The organism is Actinomadura harenae, assembly GCF_003696215.1.
In the GTDB taxonomy this organism is placed as follows: Bacteria; Actinomycetota; Actinomycetes; order Streptosporangiales; family Streptosporangiaceae; genus Spirillospora; species Spirillospora harenae.
On sequence record NZ_RFFG01000090.1, the window covers coordinates 12140 to 32175 of the forward strand.

Below are 20036 nucleotides of genomic sequence, written 5' to 3' on the forward strand. Positions count from 1 at the left end.
GCGGCGGATCGTCGGGCAGGGACTGGAAGGCGGGTGGCAGAGTCATGGCGTCCTACAGGGGTTCGGCGAGCGGAATGGGGAATCGGATCGGCGTCTCGGGCAGGAGTCCGGCGGCGGTGCCGACGTCGCGTGGCGTTGCCTCGGCGAGGAGGAACAGGTGGTTCGCGCCGATCAGTTCCCAGGTCGTCGCGTGGTCGCCGGGAGGGCCGTCGAGGACGGCGAGGCGGCGGTTCGCGCCCGTCGCGCCGAGTGCCTCCGTCCAGTCGATCTTCTGGGGGCACGGCCGGGCGGGGCGTGGCCCCCGGCCGGCGCGGATCGCGTGCGGCGGACGCCCGGCCACCACGAGGAGCACCCGCTGCCGTACCAGGCCGGACACGCGCACCTCGTCGAGTGCGTCCTCCAGCGGCGCGGCCCCGGTGACGAAGGAACGTGCGGGCTCCGGCAGCCTGGCCAGGTCGCCGCGCACGGCCGGGCCCTGTGACCGGTGCAGCAGCCTCTCGGTGTACCTGCCCTCCGAGCTGTGGTCGCCGTAGCCGACGAGTGTCACGTCGACGCGGTTGGGCGCTTCCATGTCCAGGAGTTCCAGCAGGTCCGACACGAACTCCCGGCGCCGCCGTGCGGTGGCGGCGAGGCCGTTCAGCTCCAGCAGGCAGACCAGTTCACGCTGGCCCGCGCCGAGGTCGAGCCGCCCGGGAAGGTCCCCGATCAGCTCGGCCAGCTCGGCTGTCGTGGGCGTGAGAGCGCCCGGGCCGCTCAGCTCCACCCGGTCCGGCCCGGTCAGCTCGACGGTGACGGCCGTCTCCGTCTCCAGCGTCGCCCGCCAGACTCCCAGGACGCGCTGCTCGCGCTCCCGGGTGACCACCGCCAGACTGACCGGCTCCCCGCCGGGCGGCCGGTGGACGACGACCGTGCGCTTCGCCCCGGGCAGGTCCCCGGGTTCGAACAGCGGCAGGAGCCCCGGCCGGACCGCTCCGCCGTGCGGGTCGACCTCGGCGACCAGCAACCCGCAGCCGGTGCGTGTCGGTCGGCCCGCGGCGATCCCGGCGAGTGTCGCTGCGAGGTCGCCGTGCTCGGCCACGACCATCTTCGCGAGCTGCCGGGCCGCGAGTTCGGGAAGCGTCCAGCCGGGTGCCCGGCAGACGGCGATCCGTTCCGTGCCGGTGGGCCAGGTCGCCGACCACGCGCGCAGCCCCTCGCGCAGGGCGTCCTCCAGGGCCGGGCGACCTGCTGTCCGCAGGCCACCGGCCAGCCGGAACAGGCGCTCGGCCGGATCATCGGGCAACGTCGGCAGCAGTCTCGTCCATGGCAGGTCGGCGATGGCCTCGCCGTTCACGCTGTCGTAGGTGACCGAGGTCGCGGTCAGGCCGTCCCGGCCGACCTCGACGACGATCAGCTCGCCGTCCTCCGGTAGGTCGCGGAGCGCCGCGGCAAGGACCGGTGCCGACGGACGCGTGCCCTCGGAGCGCTCGGCCAGCGCGCCGACCCATTGGGCGTACGATGGTCGCTCGCTCAGCCACGGCGCGCAAGGCTCCCACGTGTCGGCGACCCGTGCGGCGGCCCGGAGTTCCTCGGCCAGGATCGCCCCCGCGAGGTCCCGGTCGTACTCTTGCCGATTGCCCCGGCCGACCCGCCACGGCGTACACAACGTCCAGCCGCAGCCGGCGCAGACGTCGTCGCCCGGCCGCGCCCCGCATACCGGACAGTCCTGGTCAGGTTCCGGCATGGGGCACGTCCTCACCGCGGATCTCGTCGTGGTCGGCGGCCGGATCAGCCTCGACCCGGGCGGCGAGACGCTTCTTGATCTCCCCGAACAGCCCCCGGGCGGTTCGGGCGTTGCCGAAGTCGGCCTGCTCCCGCGCTACGGCGAACCACGCGCGGACCGGTTCCTCGGCCTCCGGGGTCAGGCGGAATCCTTCCGCTGTGGCCAGGTTTCGGAGGATCGCCACCAGTTCCTCGACCTTGTACGGCGGGAAGTCGATCCGAAGGGTGAACCGGGACGCGAGACCCGGGTTCGCGGCGAGGAACGCTTCTATCTCCTCCGTGTAGCACGCCGCGATCACGACGAGCCTGCCGCGCCGGTTCTCCATCTCAGGGACGAGCGTGTCGATGGCCTCCTGACCGAAGTCCCGTTCGCCCCCGCGCGACAGCCGGTATGCCTCGTCGATGAACAGGACGCCGCCGGTCGCCTCGTTGATCGCCTTCTTGGTCCGGATCGCGGTCTGGCCGACATAGCCGGCGACCAGGTGCTCACGGCTGGCTTCCAGCACCGCGTCTCGCCCCAGCAAGCCCAGGCGGTGCAGAATCGTGCCGATCTCCCGCGCCACCGTGGTCTTGCCGGTCCCGGGCGGGCCGACGAAGAGCATGTGCGGCGCGACGACCTCGCCGCAGCTGCGCCGTCGGGCGAGATTGACCTGTCCTACGAGGTCGCGGACGGCGTCCTTGACCGCGCCGAGGCCGATGAGCGCGTCCAGCGGCGCGAGCAGCTCCTCGGCAGGCGGCGGCGCCGTGGTCCGCAGAAGGTCGGAGGGAAGGTCCTCGGGGGTCAGGGGCAGCTCGCGGTCCTCGCGTACCCGCCCCGCCCACTCGGCGCCGGTGCCGTTGACCAGTTCGCGGATGTCCCGTGCGTTGCCGAAGGACTCCGGATCGCGGTGGGCGTACATCCGCTCGACGGCCTTCGCCAGTGCCTCGGCGAACTCCGGGGTCTCGGCGAGTCCGCGCTCTGCGAACCCGGCATGCGCGATCTTCAAGAGAACGTCGGGCCCGTGGTCGGGGAAATGCAGGTGGTAACGCGACGGGAACCGGCTTCGCAGGCCGGGGTTGGCCTCCAGCAGCTTGTGAATGTCCGGGCGGTACCCGGCGAGGATGACGACGAGGCGACCGCGGTCGTTCTCCATCCGCGGCACCAGCGTGTCGATGGCCTCCTTCCCGTGCGACGAGTTGTCGAGGGCGTAGGCCTCGTCGATGAACAGGACACCGTCCATGGCCTCGTCGATCCGCTGGCCGGTCTTCAGCGCCGTTTCCCCAACGTACTGGGAGATCAGGTCGGGCCCGAGTACCTCCACCACGTGGCCGCTGCGGAGCAGGCCCAGCTCCAAGAAGATCTCGCCGACCAGGCGGGCGATCGTGGTCTTGCCCGTTCCGGGATTGCCGGTGAAGACCATGTGGCGAGCCGGGGCCTCCCGTCCGGCGGGCGGCTGCCAGCGCAGGTTCTCCAGAACCTCACGCACCGGCTCGAGCCCCTTCAGCTCGGCCAGCCGCCCCCAGACCGTGCCGGTACCGACGTCGGGCCCGCTGATCCAGCCCCGTGCGCGCAGCGTGGCCGCGTCGAGCGTCGCGCCCTGGGAGGCCAGGTGGCGAAGCCGGGTTTCCCAGGCGTACAGGGGAAACCTGGTGCGGGCCATCAGCTTGACCGTGTGGGAGAGGCCCTTCCAATCCTCGATCCGCAGCCCCGCCCGGATCCGCTCGCGGTGGATCAGCGTGGTCAGCTCCGCCTCCAGCGGCGGCCCGATGAGCCCGGGGCGGTCATCACGCCCGCGCTCGGCTCTGACCGCGGACGCCAGCATTCTCGGCAGGTTGCGGCTGGACTCCGCGAACCTTTCGACCTCGGCCAGGCTGTCCTGGTTGAAGACGAGCACGTACGCGTTGGCGCTCCCGCTCCGGTTGGCCAGCCAGGAGTCCAGCAGCGTGGCGAGGTCCCGCAGATCGCCGTGCCAGCGCTCCAACAGCTCTATCGACTCCAGCACGACCGCGGTACGGACGTCGGCCTGCCGCATGAGCCCCCTGATCATGTCGAGGGCGGCCTTGTCGGTCATCCGCCCGGACCCGGCGGGAGGCGTCGGCGCGGGCGCGGCTGCTCGGCCCGGTCCTTCTGCGTCGGTCCTGACCTGGTAGTGACCCATCGGACCGCCGGACATCCGCCGGGACACCCGTCCCCGACCGCTGCCGGTGTCCTCCGCCTGACCTGTCGGCTCGCCTCGCCGGAGCACGGCGGCCGGGTCCCGCACGGTGAGCATGTGGTCGAGTGAGAAGAACACGATCCGTTGGAAGCCGGCCGCCGCCAGCGCGTCATGCAGCGCCTGGCCGAGGTCGAGGCGGTGCGCCGCGCCGTCGATGAAGGCGTCGCAGGTGCCGACGCCGTACACGACGAAGGTCGGGGCGCCGGTCTGCGCCGACCGGCTCAGCCGGCGCAGCCGCTCGGTGACCAGCTCAGCCGACATTGCGCCGCTTCTGCTGGATCAGCTCGAAGTCGGCCTCCTCGGGGGTGGGCTCGGTGCCTCGGTCCACCGGGTCGCCCACCGGGACGCCTTCGTCGCGGAGCTTGGCGAGCATGTTGGCGGTGCGCTCCGCACGCCGGGACTGGGCCGGGTCGCGGTCGTAGGACAGCAGTTTGATCGACATGCCGGTGTTGCCTTCCGGCGCGACCTCGACGACGACGTCGCCTTCTCCCGCCAGGTGCCGCAGCTTCGTGAAGTGCGACGCACGGTGGTCGCCGCCTTCGTAGACGTCCTCTACGAGGTCGTACCCCTCCTCCCCGAGGGCGTCGGCGATCTTCTCGGCGGTGTTGTAGCGGATCTGTGCGGCGTACATCCTGGCCGCGCCGCATTCGAGCAGCTCGTCCAAGCGCTGCTCGTAGCCGCAGCCGGGGGCGTGCTTCTGGATGACCTCCCGCAGCTCCTCGACCGACCGCGGGCAGCCGGCATCGGCCAGCTCCTCGGTCTCGCGTCGGACCTCGTCGCGCAGCGTGGTGAGGCGGCCGTCGGTCCAGAAGTCAAGGTCGAGGACGACACCGGGGATCTCGACGCCGTTCTCGTCCAGCATCGGAGTCTTCGCGAACTGCTCGATGCGCGCGTCCGCCCGCCGGAGCGCCTCCAGCGCCTCCAGGCGTGCCGCCAGCCACTCCTGCTCGGCCTGCCGGACGTCGAGCCGCAGGTCGCTCAGGTCGTAGTAGAGGTCTTGGGCCGACGACAAGGCGTACGCCGCGTCCACCTGGGCGGCCGTCTCGGTGGTGCCAGCCAGGCGTCCCTCCAGCACGGCGAGCCGCCCTGGGGCGAAACGCTCGTGCGGAAGCGTGCCGATCTCCTCGGCCATGACGCGGGCGTCCGCGAGGAACGCCTGGGCGAGCGCGGACGCCTGGTCGCGTCGGACGATGATGTCGTTGATTTGGCTGCCCAACTCGGCGATCTGCCGCCTGCGCTCGAGCCGTTCCTGCCTGAGCTCTCGATCGAGGCGGCGAACCTCCCGGCGGGACTCCTCCTGCACCCTCCGGATGTGGGTCGCCTGCTCGCGGAGCCGCGCGTCCGTCCGCTGTTCAAACTCGCGGGTCTGGGCGCTCAACCGGCCCAGCCTGTGGTCGGTCGCGTTCTGCCGCCGTTCGAGGGGGGCGATCATGCGCCGGGTGTCGGCCTGGCTCTGTCGCCGGACGTCCTTCAGCATGCGCGGCATCTCGCGCCGGACGGTGGCGAGTTCACGCGCCGAACGCTGCGCCCTGTTCCACGCGCCTTGGTCGACGCTGATGGTCTTCGACCCGCTCACGATGGCTCCTTCTCTCGGGACGGCTGCTCGGTGAGCCGCTTCCAGGCGGCGTGTACGTGGGGTGAGGGCACGCCGACCAGGAGCGTGTGGTCGTCGCGCAGCCGGAATTCGGCGCGGCGTGGGGAGTCCTCCAGGTCGTGGCCGCGAAGCCGGTCGGTCAGGTAGTGGATCCGCTGGTTGTCGCTGCCGCGAAGGCCACGGCCGTCATTCCTGGACTCCACGTAGCGGCCGTCCACGAGGACGTCGACCTGGGCCAGCAACGCGGCGGGTCCCGGCCTGTCGGTCAGGGTCTCCAGCCGGTGCCCGGTGAAGCAGAGTAGGGACACGTTGCGCTCTGTGCGGGCCAGCCGTGCGACCTCGGCTAGCCCGGCCGCCTGCTCCATCGGCTCGCCGCCGGAGAAGGTGAGGCCGGTGACGCCCGGGTCGGCCAGTAGCTCCTCGGTGAGCTCCTCGGGGGACATGGCGCGGGCCGGGCGGTCGGGGATCCAGTCGGGGGCGACGCAGCCCCGGCAGTGGAAGGGGCACCCTTGTACCCAGGCGACCGCCCGCAGCCCGGGGCCGAGGGCTCGGGTGGCGCCGCAGGTCTCGGCGATGTTGAGGATCATCGGCCTGGCCTCTCGTACCGCCTCTTCAACCAGAACACGCGGCTGAAGAGGGTGTAGGCGAAGCCTCCCTCGGTGTACGCCTGGTGGGTCGACTCGACTGACGGCCAGTCGTGGACGCCCGCCCGCTCCTTGGGCGCCCTCCTCGGACCGTGAGGGCCCAGTCCCTTCGGTCCGGTGGGCCGGTGCGGGTCGGCACCGTTCACGCCGTCGGGGCGCGGCCGCCTGTTGTGCCTCGTATGGCGGCCGGCTCGTTCACGCGGGCGGTGCCGGTGGTTCTCCCTGAGCCGGTGTTCTGCGGCGGCGTCGGCACGGGCACGCATCGGCGCCGACCTCTCGCGCTCGTCCGCCTTGACGTCGATGTAGACGCGGTCGGCGCGTTGCTCGGCCTGCTGGGCCCGTCGGCCCAGGTTCTCGTCGAGCTCCTGTTGTCTGGCGAGCAGGTTCTCGTAGGGGCCCGGGGTGCTGGACAGCTTCACGATCATGGGCAGGCAGTCGATCAGCATGAGGACGGCCCAGAGCAGCAGCTCCACCACGAACGTGATCGGACTCCCCTTGGAGATCCTGACCAGCGCCTGGATCCTGATCAGCAGGCCGGTGGAACGCAGGACGGAGCGGTCGTAGCCCGCGGTGAGCGTGTCCTGCGCGGTCTGCGCGGTCTTGAGCTCGGCGAGCACCGTGGGCAGCTCGCGCCTGGCCCGGGCGACGGCGGTCGCCGAGTTGCCCTTCGCCCCCTTGACGATCTGCCGCCTGCGGGCGCTGAGCTGGCCGTTCACCGTGTTCATCTGCGCCTTCACGGAATCGGCCTGGCCGGTGTAGTAGTCGAACCACTTGCCCCTGCCCTGCTTGCCCGTGGTGCCCTTGCAGGTGGAGAGGTCGACCGTCGTGCCGGTGTCCTCGCAGGTGGCCTTTTGCGAGAGGTCGGCGTACTGCGTGCCCAGGGCGGCGAGTCTGGTCTCCAGCGCCTTGACGTCAGGATCGTTCTCGACATCCGGGGTCAGGCCGTTGCTCTCGATGACCTTGTTGAGCGCGTCCCGCCGGGCGGTCAGCGAGGCGATCCGGCGACCGGTGGATCCCGTGTCGACCTGCTTGTGGTGGGAGTCCAGCTGGTTCTGGTGGATCTGCTGGATCTCCTGCTGGATCTCCGAGTCGAAGATCTGCAGGGTCAACGGGGTCGAGACCAGGAAACCGAGCAGCAGCGCCATGGCGACGCGTGGAAGGGCCATCCGCAGCTTTCCGCCCTCGCTCGCCACGTCGTCCCACGGACCGGGCTGGACGTGCCTGAGGCTCATCGAGGTGACGAACCACCGGTCCAGGTTCGAGATGCCCACGAACCAGACCACCGCCACGCCCAACTGCACCAAGATCGGCACGCGCAGCGCCATGTGGACCGCGTCGAACATGGAGACCCCCGCGATGGCGGCGGTGAACAGCACCGCCCCGCCCAGGCACGTGTACCGGAGCCGATCGGTCGGGCTCTTCAGCAGACGGGTGTCCGCCCCCGCGTACCAGATGAGGAGCGACCGGCGCTTGCCCTGGTCCCCGTCGTACCCGCCCGGAGCACTCATGATCGCCCCCTGATTCTCGGCTCGAAAGGGAGAAGATGAGAAGGCTAACCCGCCTTTTATGGTGTGCGCTATAGGGGCGACCGGTTTTTCGGTGGCAATTTGGAGTCGCCGTTCCACTCATTGATGGAATGGGCGGCAGTATTCCATTTCGGAGAGTTATTTGGTGGAACGCGGGCGCGGTCGGAGAAATGTCATTCGCTGCATCCCGGCCGCGAGGCGGGGACGCCTTGGTGCGTGAAGGCGGCCCAGGACGCCGGATCCTCGAGCGGCCGGTCCGGTTCTGTCGCCAGGTGGTACAGGTCATTGGGGAGCTCCGCCAGATCACGGCCCGGGTCGGCCATCCAGCACTGGGACCGCCGGAGGGCCTCGGCCGGGTCCGCCCCCCGGTTCAACTCGTGATGGAAGACGTACATCATCACCGGCGTCGTTGCGTCGTCGACCAGCCACCGGGAGCCGATCACCTCGGCGACGCCGGCCGACCGGAACGCGGTCGAGAGTGTGAGCACCTCGTCGTAGACGGCGCTGGTCAGATCGGTGACACATGCGCTGAGCACCAGCAGCTCGCAGGCTCGGCAGGAGCCAGGGTCGTCCAGGAGATCGGCCAGCCGTAGACGCCCGTCCGTCCCGTCCTCGTGCCCCAGCATCAGCGCCGAGTCCACGGGAGTGGCGTAGGCGACGCCGTGGGTCGCGAGATGCACCATCGTCGCGGTCCGGAGCGCGGCCCGCACCGCCGCCACCGTGCCGCGCTCGAAGCCCGGCTCGGCTTCGTCGCCGAGCATCCGCCCGTCCTGGTAGAAGGCGTCCCGCAGAGCCTCGGTCTCGGTCACCGCGAAGGCCAGCCGCGGGGCGTCGCCGTCGCCGGGATCGGCGACCAGCACGGCGGCCGTCCGGGCGGCATGCGCCACGGTGACCGGGTCCGCGAGCTGACGGCCCGACGCCGCGTACGAGATGACCGCGTCCTCGCAGATGTATCGCAGCCGTTCCCCGGCGGGACGCCGCGCTGCGTGCCAGCAGACCAGGCCCAGTTCGCCGGTCGGCACCAGCACGATGCGGGGTCGGCCGTCCGCCGCGAGCGGCACGCAGCGGGCGAGCACGTTCGCCATGATCCCCGGCCAGGCCCAGTCGCACAGGTCACCGAGCGCGGCCGCCCAGTCGGCCCGGTCCACGGCCTGGCGTTCCCGGGCCTCGACGTAGCGGCGCAACGGTTCGGTGTCTGCGGCGGCCAGGCCGGGAAGCGGCTCGGCCAGTGGCTCGCCGTTCCTGCCGATGATGAGCGCCCATCCGTGCTCGGTTCCCGGGCACAGGTAGACGAGGGCGTCCGCGCCCGCGCGTTCCAGAGCCGCGCCGAGTTCGGGCGGCACGGGCGGAGTGAACAGCCGATCGGCTGCCGGCCGTTCGGCCAGCACCGTGACCGCCCTGCGGTGCAGATCCGCCGCCATCTCCCCGCCGGTCACGGCGGTGAGCAACAAGTTCATGGGGTCCGCTGGGAGCAGGCGATCGGGCCGGCGCGCGCACCACTGCTCCGCGAGGTCCTCCCGGCCGGCCTCCCGCAACAGCTCCGGGGTCGAGGTGAACGTGGTCGCCGCGTGGAGCACCATGCCGCGCCCGAGCTCCAGCGCCTCCACCGCCCTGGCCGGTTCGCCGTCCTCCAAGGCCCACGCCGCCACCTGGGTGGCCAGCCGGCCGGCGGTCCGCGCCCCGACCATGCCGTCCTCCGGGCCGATCTGCAGCAGTACTCCGCGGAGTTGTGCGCGCAGCGCGAGCAGGCCCGTGCCCACGGCGTCGTCGTCCGGACCGCGCCGTCGACGCAGCGCCTCGGCGAGCGTCGAGAGCAGGCTGGGCGCCATCGCCCCACCGCCGTCCGGCGGCAGGAGGGCCAGGGCTTCCCGTAGGTACGCGATACTGGTGCCCAGGCCACCGGGCCGGGCCAGTTGCCCCTGCGCGAGGGTCGACAGGAGCGCCAGCCGCTGCGCCTGCGAGAAGGTCTCCGTTGCGGCGGCGCGCTCCAGTGCCTCGACCGAGGCGGCGATCTGGGGCTCGTCGTCTTCGAGTAGCCCGTACATCAAGCTCACGGACGCGGTCATGACGTTCAAGCCCTGGAGCCACGGGCGGTCGGTGTCAGGCGGCGCCGCGTCGCCGAGTTCGGCCAGTTCGGCCAATGCGGACCGCACCTCGTTCGTGTCGTTGGCGCCGATGGCGTGCTGCAGGCGCAGGAGGGCCAGGATTCCGGCGAGGAACCGCCGCCAAGGATGGTCGGCCGGCAGCACGCCGACGGCCCAGGCGAGTTCGTCGCGCGCCTTGGCGAACTCTTCTGTCTCCTGGCGTTCCCACGCCTCCTGCGCCCGCATGGACGCCATGACCCCGCACATCATCGTCAGGCCGGTGTTCTCCTCGGGACCCGCACGGACCAGGTCACGTGCGGTGGTGAAGAACGTACGGGCCGCCTGCGCGTGCTGGAGGCTCCCGTGCGCGAGATGGGTTCCCGACAGGACGGCGCCGAACAGGCCCATCGCGGCGGGAATCGTCCGGTCGTCGCCCGGCAGCCTGGGCAGCGCCGCGTGCACCACGGACGCGGCCTCGCGGTGCGCCTCGTCGCCGCCGTCCCTGATCCATCGCAGAAAGAGCGTCATTCCCAGGAGGAACTCCTGGCGGGCGGCGTCCGAGGCGTCCTCCGCCGAGCCGGTCTCGGAGGCCTTGCGGCGCGCGTCGGCGGCGACTTCTCTGGCAAGCTCGACGGCACGGTCCACGGCGGGGACTCCGACCTCACCCGGCGGCCTGGACCGCCAGGGATCGGTGAACTCGGTGATCGTGGTGACGTCGGCCAGTATCGAGCGCATGATGCTGAAGTACGGGTGGTCCGCCGACAGGAGCTCCTCGCCCTCGGTCAGATAGCGGAGTGCTTCCTCCAAGTCGTGGAAGGTGTCGAGCGAAGTACGTCCGAGCTCTTGGGCCAGCAGGGCGCGCATGACGTCGCTCGGCGTCAGGGCACCGAAGATGTCATCAGCCTTGTCGGCGGCTTCGCGGGTCATCTCAGGCGAGCCGGACTCTCGCGCCTTGCGGAGTTCGGCCCACGCCGTCAGGGCGGGCAGCCAGTCCTCGGTTCCCGCCATGTGAGTGAGCCCCTCGGTGTCGGAGAGAAGATTGATCATCAGGTCCAGTCGGCGGCCGAGATCCTCCTCGATCAGCAGGCGGCCGACCTGGGCGCTCATCCGCGCCCAGGCCCGGACCGGGGCGGGCCACAAGTCCGAGGCCGCCTCGTCGTCCAGGAAGGCGATGCCCCGCGTGATGTCCGGTACGGCCCGCGCCCGGTCCAGTTGGAATCCGGCCATGATGCTCACCACCCGGTCGAGTTCCCCCGGACGGGTGGCACGCAGTGCCTTCGGCAGATGCCTGGTGATGAGCGACTGGCCGAGCAGCAGGCAGCAGATGGGGAGGTCGACCGGGGCGACGGCAGGGTGGACAGCGGCCGTGCGGAGCGCGGTGATCGCGTCTTCCGCGTCCCGCTCCGGACCCTCCGCGACGCGGAGGCGGACGAACAGCAGGACCCCGAGGCGTACCAGGCGCGCCGGATCGTCGCTGGTCCCGCCGCTCAGCCCGGCGATGCCCTCGTCGAGGAGTTCCCTGGAGGCCGGGACTGCAGGCGCGTCGTCGTCCGGCCGCAGCCGCAGGCAGCCGTCGGCGATCAGCATCCCTTTCAGGACACCGATCTCGGTCCGTCGTGGGCCGGGCCCCGGGGGCAGTGTGGCCTCCTCCGCGCGCAGCACACCGATCCGCCGGGCGAATTCCGTCATGACCAGACCTCCGCGCTCGGCCGACGGCTCGATTCTGCGGCTGCCCGGCGGGCCGCGCAATTATTCCAACCAACTCGCCAATTGGCTGGAATGTGGAAATGCTATTCCCTTCTTCGCGGTGATCTCCCACACTGAGGGTGGCAGGACGACATGGGGGGGCTCGCTCATGCGTGACGACCATGACTTGTCCTTGTCTGCGTTGGGCGCAGGCCCGACCGGTGACTCATGGCCCGTGCTCGGCGGGGACGACCCTCTTCCTCCTGCGGGTCTGCTCGTATTGCTGGCCTACGGGGCGGCCCTCGTGGCCGAGCCGCAGCCGGTACGCGAACTCGATCCGTGGAGGGCCGTCGCTGTGCAGGTGGTGGCCTGCAACGGTCGGCTGCTGTCCTTCCAGGCGTGCAGCGGCGACAGGTCGCTGCCCGCACCGCTCCGGCCGACCGGGCTTCGCCCGTCGGCGCTGACGGCCGAGGTCCGCCGGTACGACGACCGGCTGAGCCAAGCCCGTCAGCGCTACCGCCGAACGTGTGCGGCCGAGGCGCTCCAGTTGCTGGCCGACCTGCCGCCTACGCCTCTGGACAAGGCGCGGCAGCTGACCGAGGGGGGCGGTTCGGCGGAGTCGGCCGCTGGCCTCGGCGCACGAGTACGTCGGCGGCTCGCCGTCCTGGAGCCTGAGACCTCGCCGGAGGATCGGGCCTCGGCGCTCGAACTCGCGGCGCGGGCGCTCGGGGCGAAGTCGGGTGCGGCGGCCGCCGCCCTCGCCGACCGGCTCGCCACGGCGGTGCGCGAGATCAACGCCGTGACCCGGCGTCGCCGTGGCCAGGCCGTCCTGGCGGCGGCCTACCTTCAGGTCATCAGGGCCGCCGGCCGCCCGACGGCCGACGGCTGGCTGGAGCGGCGGCTGATCTCGGTGCTGCACGGCGGCGCGACGCTGAACGCCGACCTGCTCGACGCGGCCGAGCGGCTCCGGGTCAGGTACGAAGAGCGGGCCGAGCAGGAGTACCTGCTGGACCGCGTCCAGGGCCACTTCGACCGGTCCGGTGTCACCCTGGAGGTGGACCGGCGTGACGCCAGGCGGGGCGTGCTTCTCAGCGGGAGGTCCGGCAGGGTCCTGCTGGCCGCCGGGGAGGTGACCGGCGGACCGCCGGGGGACGGTCCGACCTCGCATGAGTTCCGCCGCGCCTTCCTCATGCTGCGATTGTGTCTGGGGAGACGGCCTGTGTGGAACCCGGGAGCGTTCCCTTGAGCGGCCGCGTCTCTACGTCACAGTCAGCTCGGCCACCAGCTTCTCGGCCTGGGTCCGCTGCCAGACGGAGACCGCCAGCCTCGCGGAGGTCCCGGCGTGGTGCAGGGCCTTGACCGGATGGCCCTCCCGGTGGGCGCGGGCGAGCAGCAGGTCGCACCGGCCCGGCTCGATCTGCATGGCCTTCTCCTGGCCGACCAGCGGGTCGAGGATCTCGATGGCGGCCGTGAGGTCGCCGGTCAGCACAAGCGCGTGCGCGCGGACGACCTGGGCGCGCAGCGTTGCGGCGTGGGACCAGCCGAACCGGCGGCGGCGCTGGGTGAGCTTGTCATGGGTGTTGTCGGCCGCCTCCGCGGCGAGCCGGCGGCGTTCCTCCGGGTCGTCGGTCTCCTCGGCCAGCAGGATCAGGGTCTGGGCGAGCACGACGTGGGCGATCCATGTGAACGGCAGGTGGGCGCCGAAGCGGTCGACCCGGCGCTTGGTCTCCTCCTCCAGAATCCCGAGCGCCTCCTTGATGTCGCCGGGGCGGCCTCGGTCCCGTACGGCGACCGCGTAGTTCGCCCGCGCGGTGGACAGCCGCGGATCCTCCTCGGGGAGCAGCCGTCGCCGGCGTTCCCACTCCCGTCGGTACAGCTCGGCCGCGCGCTCCGGGTCGCCGGGGTGTCCGCGTCGCTTGACGTACTTGGCGCGCATGGTGTTGATTACCAGCCGGGCGGGGTCCTCGTCGGGGAGCCCGGCCGCATGCCGCGCGAGGCCTTCCCACACCATTACGGCGTCGGCGGCGTCCCGCTCCCGGCACAGCTCGCGCTCCAGTTCGCACTTCGCCAGCAGCCAGGAGGACTTGCTGAGGTCCTCGCGGCGGGCGGCCTCTTCGGTGAGTTCGCGCAGCGGTCCTACGTCCCGGGTGTCGGCCGTGTAGGCGAGCACGGCGGTCAGCTCGGCGACGAACTCGGTCTCGGCGGGCACGTTCAGGCTCCTTCGGCGAAGCGGCGCAGCAATTCGACGGAGACGCCGTGCGGCAGTGCCCGGCCGACCTCGTCCTCGGACATCCGGTCGAGCAGGTGGAGTACATCGCGCACCCTCTCCCGCTGGCCCTCCAGCGACCGCAGGATGGCTTCGGGGGCCTGGAAGGCCGTGTCGAGCAGCCGGTCGTACACCACGTCGACCACTGTGGCGGGCAGGTCCCCCAAAGGACCGTCGGCGGTCTCGACGACGCTCTGCAGGAGCTGTTCGGCCTCCGGCTCGGACAGAGTGCCGTCGACGACCACGCACAGGTCCTGTACGGCGCTGTAGGGCGGCGCGTAGCAGCCGGCGATCGCGAACTCGGGTTCGTGCGTGGCCCACAGGACGATCGTGTGCAGCAGAGACGTCGCGACCGTACGCTCAGGCCAGCGCGGGCAGCGGCGCAGCGCCTTGATCCAGCCGGTCCGGTACTCCCCGTACGACCAGACCTTGGCCTCGATCACGGCCTTGGCGACGATGTCGAGCCGACCAAGACGGGAGGTGCGGGGCGGACCGTCGAGCGCGTGGACGAGCGAGTCCTGATTGAAGACGCTGTAGATTGTCGAGGACGAGTCGTGCCCCGTGAGCCGGTTGAGCTCCTCGCGGGTGGGCAATCGCGCGGGGTCGTGCGCGTCTCGCAGGAGAGTGCGCAGGGCGTGGAAGTACTGGGTGCGGGACTTCGCCCGGCGCATGTCGGCGAGCCATCTGGCGGTGGGAGTGGTCTCGAGCTGCGATACCGGATACGCCATCGTCGCCCCCTCCGAGAATTGATCTTGATGCAAAATCAAGATCGACTTGGCCTGTCATTCAGGATTTCTTGATTCTCTCCAGAACAACCCCTCTCGAATCATCTCGTTTATTGGAATCGAGGGGGATTGGGCAGTATTTATCCGACTTCTGGCAACTATCAGCCATAGTGTCACTTTTTTGGGCTGGCAATGTGGAGTGCGGAACGGCGAATCTCGGAGGTGAAACCACACGACCCCGGGAGGTAAGCATGCGGCGATGCGGAGACGACGACGAGGAGCCATGACCGTATGTCGTTCAGGCAGGCGAAAGGGGTGCGTCGATCGCGGCACGGAGCGGGCGGAGCCAGGAGTTGACCTGCTCGATCCCCTCCGGCCGGTCCAGGTCGACGGTCAGGTGCGGGCGGGCCTCGAACGGGGCCCGCCCGCACCGCCCGCCGAAGAGCATGATCGCGCGCTCGGGCGAGTTGCGCCGGGACGGCCACACGAGGCCCTGGGCTCCGCTCTCCGCGGTCCAGAGCTGTCCGGCCCACGCCCGCGTGTACGCCCAGCCGTCCTCGTTGACGTTCAGCAGCCAGTCGTCCTGGCTGACCGCAGCCAGGTCACGCGTCCTGACCAGACTGACCAGCGACAGCTCGACCCTCGTCCGTACGGCACTCAGCAGCCGACCGGCGACCTCCGCGTGCGCGATCAACCGGGCGTCCTTGCCATCGTCGAACATCCGCCGCCTGAGCAGCACCTCCGCGAGCGCGGTTGTCGGGTCTTCCGCCGTGTAGTAGCAGTGGTAACGGTACAGATTCGTGCCATTGAACCGGGTTCCGGTGAAGATCGGGTCCGCTCGCGGTGGGACGAACGCGCCCGCCCGCCGAGACCGCCGGTGCAGGCGCCACAGAACGGTCCCGACCGGAAGCACTAGGCGATTGGCGCTGCCGGGGACGTGATCGCCGGGAAGGGGCTGTAGCGGCATGTCAGATCTCCTCCAGCAAGGCCCTGGCCTGCCGGGCCAGCAGCTCGTCGGGCACCACGCCGATCAGCCGTGCCGGAACCCTGCCGCCGAGCGCGCTGTCAGGACTCAACCACCAGTCGGCGACTCCCCAGGGGTCGCGGTCGGCGCCGAGGACCCGGTTGATCTCCGCCGCGACTGGGCGGACGGCCCCGTCCCGATCGAACTGGAACTCCGGCGCCCGGCGGCTGCCATCGGGCGCGGTCAGCACCAGCAGGCCGGGCTGAGCAGCCGCGATCGCCCGTGCGGGCTCCTCGAGCAGGCGGCTTCGCGCCATCGCGATGATCTCCGCGGTCGTCGGCGGGCCGGCATCCAGCGCGGCCAGCAGTTCCCGGGCCAGCGCCCGGATCTCCTCCCACTCGTGCTTGGCCGGCCGTGACGGCGCCGTGTCGACCGTGCGATCGGCGCCCTCGACCAGGAGTCCCGCCAAGGCGTCGTTCCTCGGCAGCACCCGCAGCAGCAGCCGGGTCAGCCGGTTCCACGCCCGGTCGGGGTCGGCTCCCTCGGCCAGTTCCAGGACGATGGTGCGCAGCTCGTCTCCGCCCGGTCGCAGCCGTAGGGCCTGCCGACGCAGGGCGTCGAGCGTCTCGGTCCTGCTCATCCTCGTTCCCCTAGCATCGTCGGCCTTTTCCATTCCTTCGGGCGGATGGACGGTCCACCCCGCTACCAATCAATGCGACTCCATCGGATGCCCTCCTCCCGAAACCAGGAAAGCACTGACGGCCGGCCCGACCTCGGGGGATATCCGGTGGAATCACGGGCGTCATCCGGGTCACGTCAGGCCCTGGCGAAGTGGCTGATCTGGATGGCCGCATGGCGCGCGGGAACAGCGGGCCCGCCTGGACGCCAAACCTCGCGCAGACTCCGTCACTACGGATACTCGGGCATCAACCAGTCGCTACGCCACCTTGTCGGGGTCCTGAGGTCATGTGACCCATCAGGCGCTGGGGAAAGTGACATCCTGCGACCATGACGGATGAGTCGCTCGCCACCGATCACGAAGCGCTGCTCGGCGATCTGCGTGCCCTCCGCGAGCGCGGGCTGCTCCGCCTGCGCGACCTGCGCCTGCCCGCCTTGCGTGCGGCGGCGCGCGGCTTCGACCGCAGCGGCCACACCGGGCACGCCGAGATCGAGGCACTGCTCAGGGCCGCGCTCGACCAGCTCGACCCTGGCAACCTCAGGGAGGCCGCCGCCTACACCTTCGGGCTGGCCCCAGGGACCCGGGACTGGCCCTCGGTGGCCCGCCGCCGCCGGTCCGCCGAGCTATACGGCGTCACCCCGGAACACTTCCGCAAGCAGCAGGAACGCGACGTCATCGCACAGGTCGCCGAGCAGATCGAGTTGTTGCGGCGCCCGGCGCCCACCGGCGGGACGACGCCGCTGCCACCGATCTCTGCGGTGCCGTTCGGCGATCCCTCACTCCCGCCGCTGCTGCTGCACCTTGGCCCGATCGAACTCGTCAGCGGCGTGGACATTCTGGTGTCGTCGGAGAACGTCCATCTCGAGATGGCCAAGTCGTACGGCTCCTCGGTGTCGGCGGCACTGCGCCGGGCCGGAGCTGTACGCAAGCCTTCCGGCGAGATCGTGGACGACTGCCTCCAACGTGAGCTGACCGCGTGGGTGTCCCGCCACGCGCGCCCGGGGCTCGCCGTGGCCCCAGGGACCGTCGCCGAGACCGGCCCCGGCGACCTCGCCGGCAACGGGATCCGCCGGGTCTACCATGCGGCTGTGGTGGTGGCCGGTCCAGGCGGATACGACGTGTCGCCCGACGCCATCCGGCTGGCCGTCCACAACGTGTTCCGCCTCGCCGAGCGCGAGAGAACGGGGTTCCGCCCCCCACTGGCGTCGATCTGCTTCCCGCTCTTCGGCACCGGGCGCCGCAGCCTGCTGCCCGTCCCCGTCTGCGCCGCGGCCCTGTGGCGTGGCATCGCCGATGAGTTGGCCGGCGCCCCGCATTGGAGCGTTCACGTCGCGACGCACAACCCGGGCCACGCTGCACAGGTCCTGGAGACCCTGGCGGTCAATCGCTAGGCGCCGTCGCTGTTGCCCAGATGTGGCGGAACTGATCGCACCAGTAGTCGTACCACTGTGGCTGCTCCAGGCGGGTCAGCCACAGGTGCATCCGGTCGGCGGTCGAGCCGTTGCGCACGCCGTGCAGTTCGACAAGGATCGCGCCGTCGGAGGCCGTGGGGTCGACCGCGAAGATGCTGAACCCCGGGTTGAAGCCGTACACGCGGAAGCGGAACGCGCCGGCGTGCCGCGCACTGGCGAGTCCACGCAGGCAGCTCATCGCTGTGCGCAACGAGTCGGGGAACGGCTGCCCCGGGAAGCGGGTCGCCTCGGTGAGCTGCCGCGTCGCGAGGCGCACAGCGGCCTCGGCGCCGTCGTCGAGGACCACGACGCGAACATCCGCGTCAGACCTGGACAGGACGTGTCGGCGGAGCACATCACCGTTCGGCGAGGTGAGGACGTTCTTGCCGGACGGGGCGAACAGCCACACCTCACGTGCGGTGCTCAGCCGCTTCCCCAGCCGGCGGTCCTCGATCGCCTGTCGGTTGCCGAGCAGGCTGGAGGGCGTCCTCTCGGATGCGGCCGCCCGCGCGACCAGCAGGGCTACTCCGGAGGTCAGCACCGCCCAGCGCAACCCCTGCGGGGCCAGGTCGCCGAAGACCGAGAGGAGCGCGCAGGCCAGCGCGCCCGCCGTGACGGCGTGCGCCTCGAGATTTCGCCGCCTTCTGAGGTCCTCCCGAACCTGGACAAGAGCACCACGCAACCGAACCTCCCCGAACCGCCGGACGAGCACCACGATCGCCCCGGACGGCTCACTCGGGACAGGCCAGAACAAGGACACTACGCTCCCTCACCGGTCAGAATTCCCAGCGGAAGCCGTACCCCACACCCGGGGTGAGCCGGTCGAAGTGCCGGTACGCCTCGCCGACCCCGTCGAGTTCGACCACGGGCAGGTCACGCGGTGCGTCGTCGATGACCCGGGGCGGCACGCCGTCGAGGAGCCAGAGGCGGCGAGGCGGATGCCCGGGAGCGAACCGGACCCTGACGGTGCCTGCGTCGCAGCGGCCGAAGGGCGTCAGCGCGTAGTGCGGCGCCAACGGATCGCCGGGCGACAGCGTGAACCGCATTGCCCAGGTGTGGCGGTCACCCGCGCGCAGCTTCCGGGGCAGATCAAGGATGAAATGAAAATGGCTCGCGCTCGGCCGGGCGCGTCCGGCCAGGCGGGCACCGAAGAGCACGTCGGCCCCAAGCTCGAGCGGGCTCGCGCCAGGCGTGGCCGCCGGCAAGCTCATGGCCAGTGTGATCTGGTCCACGGTGCCGTCGCGTACGACGATCGTGCGTTCTTCCAACACCTCGATCCCAGGGACGTCCAGCCGGACCAGCGTCCTGACGAGTTCGGGGTGCCACTCCGCCGGCCGGTCCGTGGGCTCGGCCGGTTGCTCGCGCTCCAGGGACTCGGCTAGGAGCAGCAGTGCCTCCTCGTAGCGGCGCCTGGCGGTGCGGGCGTCGCGTTGCAGGTGCTCGGCCAGCCAATCGAGACGTTCGCGTAGGAATCGCTGGGTGGCCTCGGGGTGCAGAGCCAAAGCGGCCCGCGCCGCATCGCGCAGATCCTCGGGAAGAGAGTCCGTCTTGGCGACGAGCAACGCCGCGAGCGCGTCGCGGCCCTCCGCTAAGCCACGCAGCAGTGGGCCGACCGAATCGTCGAGATGCGCTGTGAGCAGGCCGCGCCCTCGGCAGAGCCTGCGAAGTTCCTCGTAAAGTTGGCTTGACATCTCCACCAGCCTCCGCCGTACAGCTTTGATTCCGCCGTGACATCGTTCAGTGTCACCCGTGAGGTCACGGACGTGGGCTGTTCGGGGTGAGGGTGTCACTGAGGGAAGGGCGTTTTGTTGCTTGTAGGGTTCCGGCATGGACGACGCGGTGTTTCTGCTGGAATGGCTGCTTGAACAGCGTGTCCATGCCTTCCTGCGAGTCGACGTGGATCGCCCGCGGCGGCCTTGGACCTTCCATGCCAGCGGTGGAGCGCTCGCTGATGCCGTGGTGAGGGTCGATGCCGACTCGGCCGAGGATTGCCTATGGCGCGCTTACGAGGCGCTCAAGAAAGCAGGGGTTCGGCCTCCCTGCGTGACGATGACAGTTGGCCAAGTGGCGCTGCCCCGGAAGACGGCGGTCCGGTGGGGCGCAGATGGATCCGGGGCCAGCCCACGATGCTGCGGTGAGATCAGACGTCCGGCTCGGGTCTGGAGACGCCCCTACACTCGGCTTGCTCCGGGTGTACGTGGGGTGTGAAGGTGTGGGGCGGGGTTAGGGCCTGTCTCGAAGTCCAGTGTGTGTCGGTGTGTCGTGGTTACCAAGCAGTGAGGTCTCCGGTAGAGGGTTCATCGACCAAGAAAAACCTGAACCACCGGAGACCTCGTGGCCACCCTAAAGGTTGTCCCGTAATGATCAGGGCATGCAGGTCGGGGATGTTGCGGCGGGCCTGTTGGTGGGGTGTCGTGCCGGTTGTTGGTTCAGTCGGTCATGGCCAGGTTGCGCATGAGGG

At 70.7% G+C, this 20036-nt stretch carries 14 protein-coding genes; 2 read left to right on the plus strand and 12 right to left on the minus strand.

Annotated features, from left to right (window positions below; all coding sequences use genetic code 11):
* Window positions 1-52: 52 nt before the first annotated feature.
* The 6 genes from EBO15_RS33575 to EBO15_RS33600 all read right to left on the minus strand — a co-directional run bounded on the left by EBO15_RS33575 (window position 53) and on the right by EBO15_RS33600 (window position 11493).
* Complete coding sequence (locus tag EBO15_RS33575; RefSeq protein WP_122198508.1) at window positions 53-1723, minus strand: hypothetical protein; 1671 nt, start codon at window positions 1721-1723, stop codon at window positions 53-55.
* Window positions 1710-4217, minus strand: a complete 2508-nt coding sequence (locus EBO15_RS47145; RefSeq protein ID WP_122198509.1) for an AAA family ATPase — start codon at window positions 4215-4217, stop codon at window positions 1710-1712. Before EBO15_RS47145 ends, EBO15_RS33575 begins: the two co-directional genes overlap by 14 nt.
* The gene (locus tag EBO15_RS33585; protein WP_122198510.1) at window positions 4207-5532 is read right to left on the minus strand and encodes a class III extradiol ring-cleavage dioxygenase family protein; all 1326 of its coding nucleotides are present in this window, start codon (window positions 5530-5532) and stop codon (window positions 4207-4209) included. Before EBO15_RS33585 ends, EBO15_RS47145 begins: the two co-directional genes overlap by 11 nt.
* Complete coding sequence (locus tag EBO15_RS33590; protein ID WP_122198511.1) at window positions 5529-6137, minus strand: 4Fe-4S single cluster domain-containing protein; 609 nt, start codon at window positions 6135-6137, stop codon at window positions 5529-5531. The genes EBO15_RS33585 and EBO15_RS33590 overlap by 4 nt, the downstream gene beginning before the upstream one ends.
* Window positions 6134-7702 (minus strand): DUF4407 domain-containing protein, encoded by a 1569-nt coding sequence (locus tag EBO15_RS33595; RefSeq protein WP_122198512.1) that lies wholly within the window; start codon window positions 7700-7702, stop codon window positions 6134-6136. Before EBO15_RS33595 ends, EBO15_RS33590 begins: the two co-directional genes overlap by 4 nt.
* A gap of 191 nt (window positions 7703-7893) precedes the next feature.
* Window positions 7894-11493: a CHAT domain-containing protein gene (locus EBO15_RS33600; protein ID WP_122198513.1), complete on the minus strand. Its 3600-nt coding sequence runs from the start codon at window positions 11491-11493 to the stop codon at window positions 7894-7896.
* 301 nt (window positions 11494-11794) lie between these two features.
* Between EBO15_RS33600 and EBO15_RS33605 the strand changes: the two genes are divergently transcribed.
* On the plus strand, window positions 11795-12736 hold the full coding sequence (locus EBO15_RS33605) for a hypothetical protein (RefSeq protein ID WP_147481778.1): 942 nt from the start codon (window positions 11795-11797) through the stop codon (window positions 12734-12736).
* Window positions 12737-12748: 12 nt separating this feature from the next.
* Here EBO15_RS33605 and EBO15_RS33610 read toward each other — a convergent pair whose 3' ends face one another.
* The 4 genes from EBO15_RS33610 to EBO15_RS33625 all read right to left on the minus strand — a co-directional run bounded on the left by EBO15_RS33610 (window position 12749) and on the right by EBO15_RS33625 (window position 16085).
* Entirely contained in the window at window positions 12749-13699 is a 951-nt protein-coding gene (locus EBO15_RS33610; RefSeq protein ID WP_122198515.1) for a hypothetical protein, read from the minus strand.
* 2 nt (window positions 13700-13701) lie between these two features.
* The gene (locus EBO15_RS33615) at window positions 13702-14484 is read right to left on the minus strand and encodes a hypothetical protein (RefSeq protein WP_122198516.1); all 783 of its coding nucleotides are present in this window, start codon (window positions 14482-14484) and stop codon (window positions 13702-13704) included.
* 295 nt (window positions 14485-14779) lie between these two features.
* Complete coding sequence (locus tag EBO15_RS33620) at window positions 14780-15448, minus strand: RES family NAD+ phosphorylase (RefSeq protein ID WP_122198517.1); 669 nt, start codon at window positions 15446-15448, stop codon at window positions 14780-14782.
* Between the two features lies 1 nt (window position 15449).
* The gene (locus tag EBO15_RS33625) at window positions 15450-16085 is read right to left on the minus strand and encodes a hypothetical protein (protein ID WP_122198518.1); all 636 of its coding nucleotides are present in this window, start codon (window positions 16083-16085) and stop codon (window positions 15450-15452) included.
* A gap of 368 nt (window positions 16086-16453) precedes the next feature.
* On the opposite strand from EBO15_RS33625, the gene EBO15_RS33630 reads away from it, so the two are divergent.
* Complete coding sequence (locus EBO15_RS33630; RefSeq protein ID WP_122198519.1) at window positions 16454-17515, plus strand: macro domain-containing protein; 1062 nt, start codon at window positions 16454-16456, stop codon at window positions 17513-17515.
* Here EBO15_RS33630 and EBO15_RS33635 read toward each other — a convergent pair.
* Window positions 17505-18329 carry a hypothetical protein gene (locus EBO15_RS33635; protein WP_147481779.1) on the minus strand — a complete coding sequence of 275 codons (825 nt, stop codon included), beginning with the start codon at window positions 18327-18329 and terminating at the stop codon, window positions 17505-17507. The two genes, EBO15_RS33630 and EBO15_RS33635, sit on opposite strands and share 11 nt — an antisense overlap.
* Before the next feature lie 22 nt (window positions 18330-18351).
* Window positions 18352-19266, minus strand: coding sequence for a hypothetical protein (locus tag EBO15_RS33640; RefSeq protein WP_147481780.1), 915 nt, complete (start codon window positions 19264-19266; stop codon window positions 18352-18354).
* Window positions 19267-20036 lie beyond the last annotated feature (770 nt).

Coding starts and splice junctions, on each gene's coding strand:
- EBO15_RS33575 (WP_122198508.1), bottom strand. CDS start 1,723: ATGCCGGAACCTGACCAGGACTGTCCGGTATGCGGGGCGCGGCCGGGC.
- EBO15_RS33625 (WP_122198518.1), bottom strand. CDS start 16,085: ATGAGCAGGACCGAGACGCTCGACGCCCTGCGTCGGCAGGCCCTACGG.
- EBO15_RS33600 (WP_122198513.1), bottom strand. CDS start 11,493: ATGACGGAATTCGCCCGGCGGATCGGTGTGCTGCGCGCGGAGGAGGCC.
- EBO15_RS33595 (WP_122198512.1), bottom strand. CDS start 7,702: ATGAGTGCTCCGGGCGGGTACGACGGGGACCAGGGCAAGCGCCGGTCG.
- EBO15_RS33630 (WP_122198519.1), top strand. CDS start 16,454: ATGACGGATGAGTCGCTCGCCACCGATCACGAAGCGCTGCTCGGCGAT.
- EBO15_RS47145 (WP_122198509.1), bottom strand. CDS start 4,217: ATGTCGGCTGAGCTGGTCACCGAGCGGCTGCGCCGGCTGAGCCGGTCG.
- EBO15_RS33620 (WP_122198517.1), bottom strand. CDS start 15,448: ATGCCGCTACAGCCCCTTCCCGGCGATCACGTCCCCGGCAGCGCCAAT.
- EBO15_RS33615 (WP_122198516.1), bottom strand. CDS start 14,484: ATGGCGTATCCGGTATCGCAGCTCGAGACCACTCCCACCGCCAGATGG.
- EBO15_RS33640 (WP_147481780.1), bottom strand. CDS start 19,266: ATGTCAAGCCAACTTTACGAGGAACTTCGCAGGCTCTGCCGAGGGCGC.
- EBO15_RS33590 (WP_122198511.1), bottom strand. CDS start 6,137: ATGATCCTCAACATCGCCGAGACCTGCGGCGCCACCCGAGCCCTCGGC.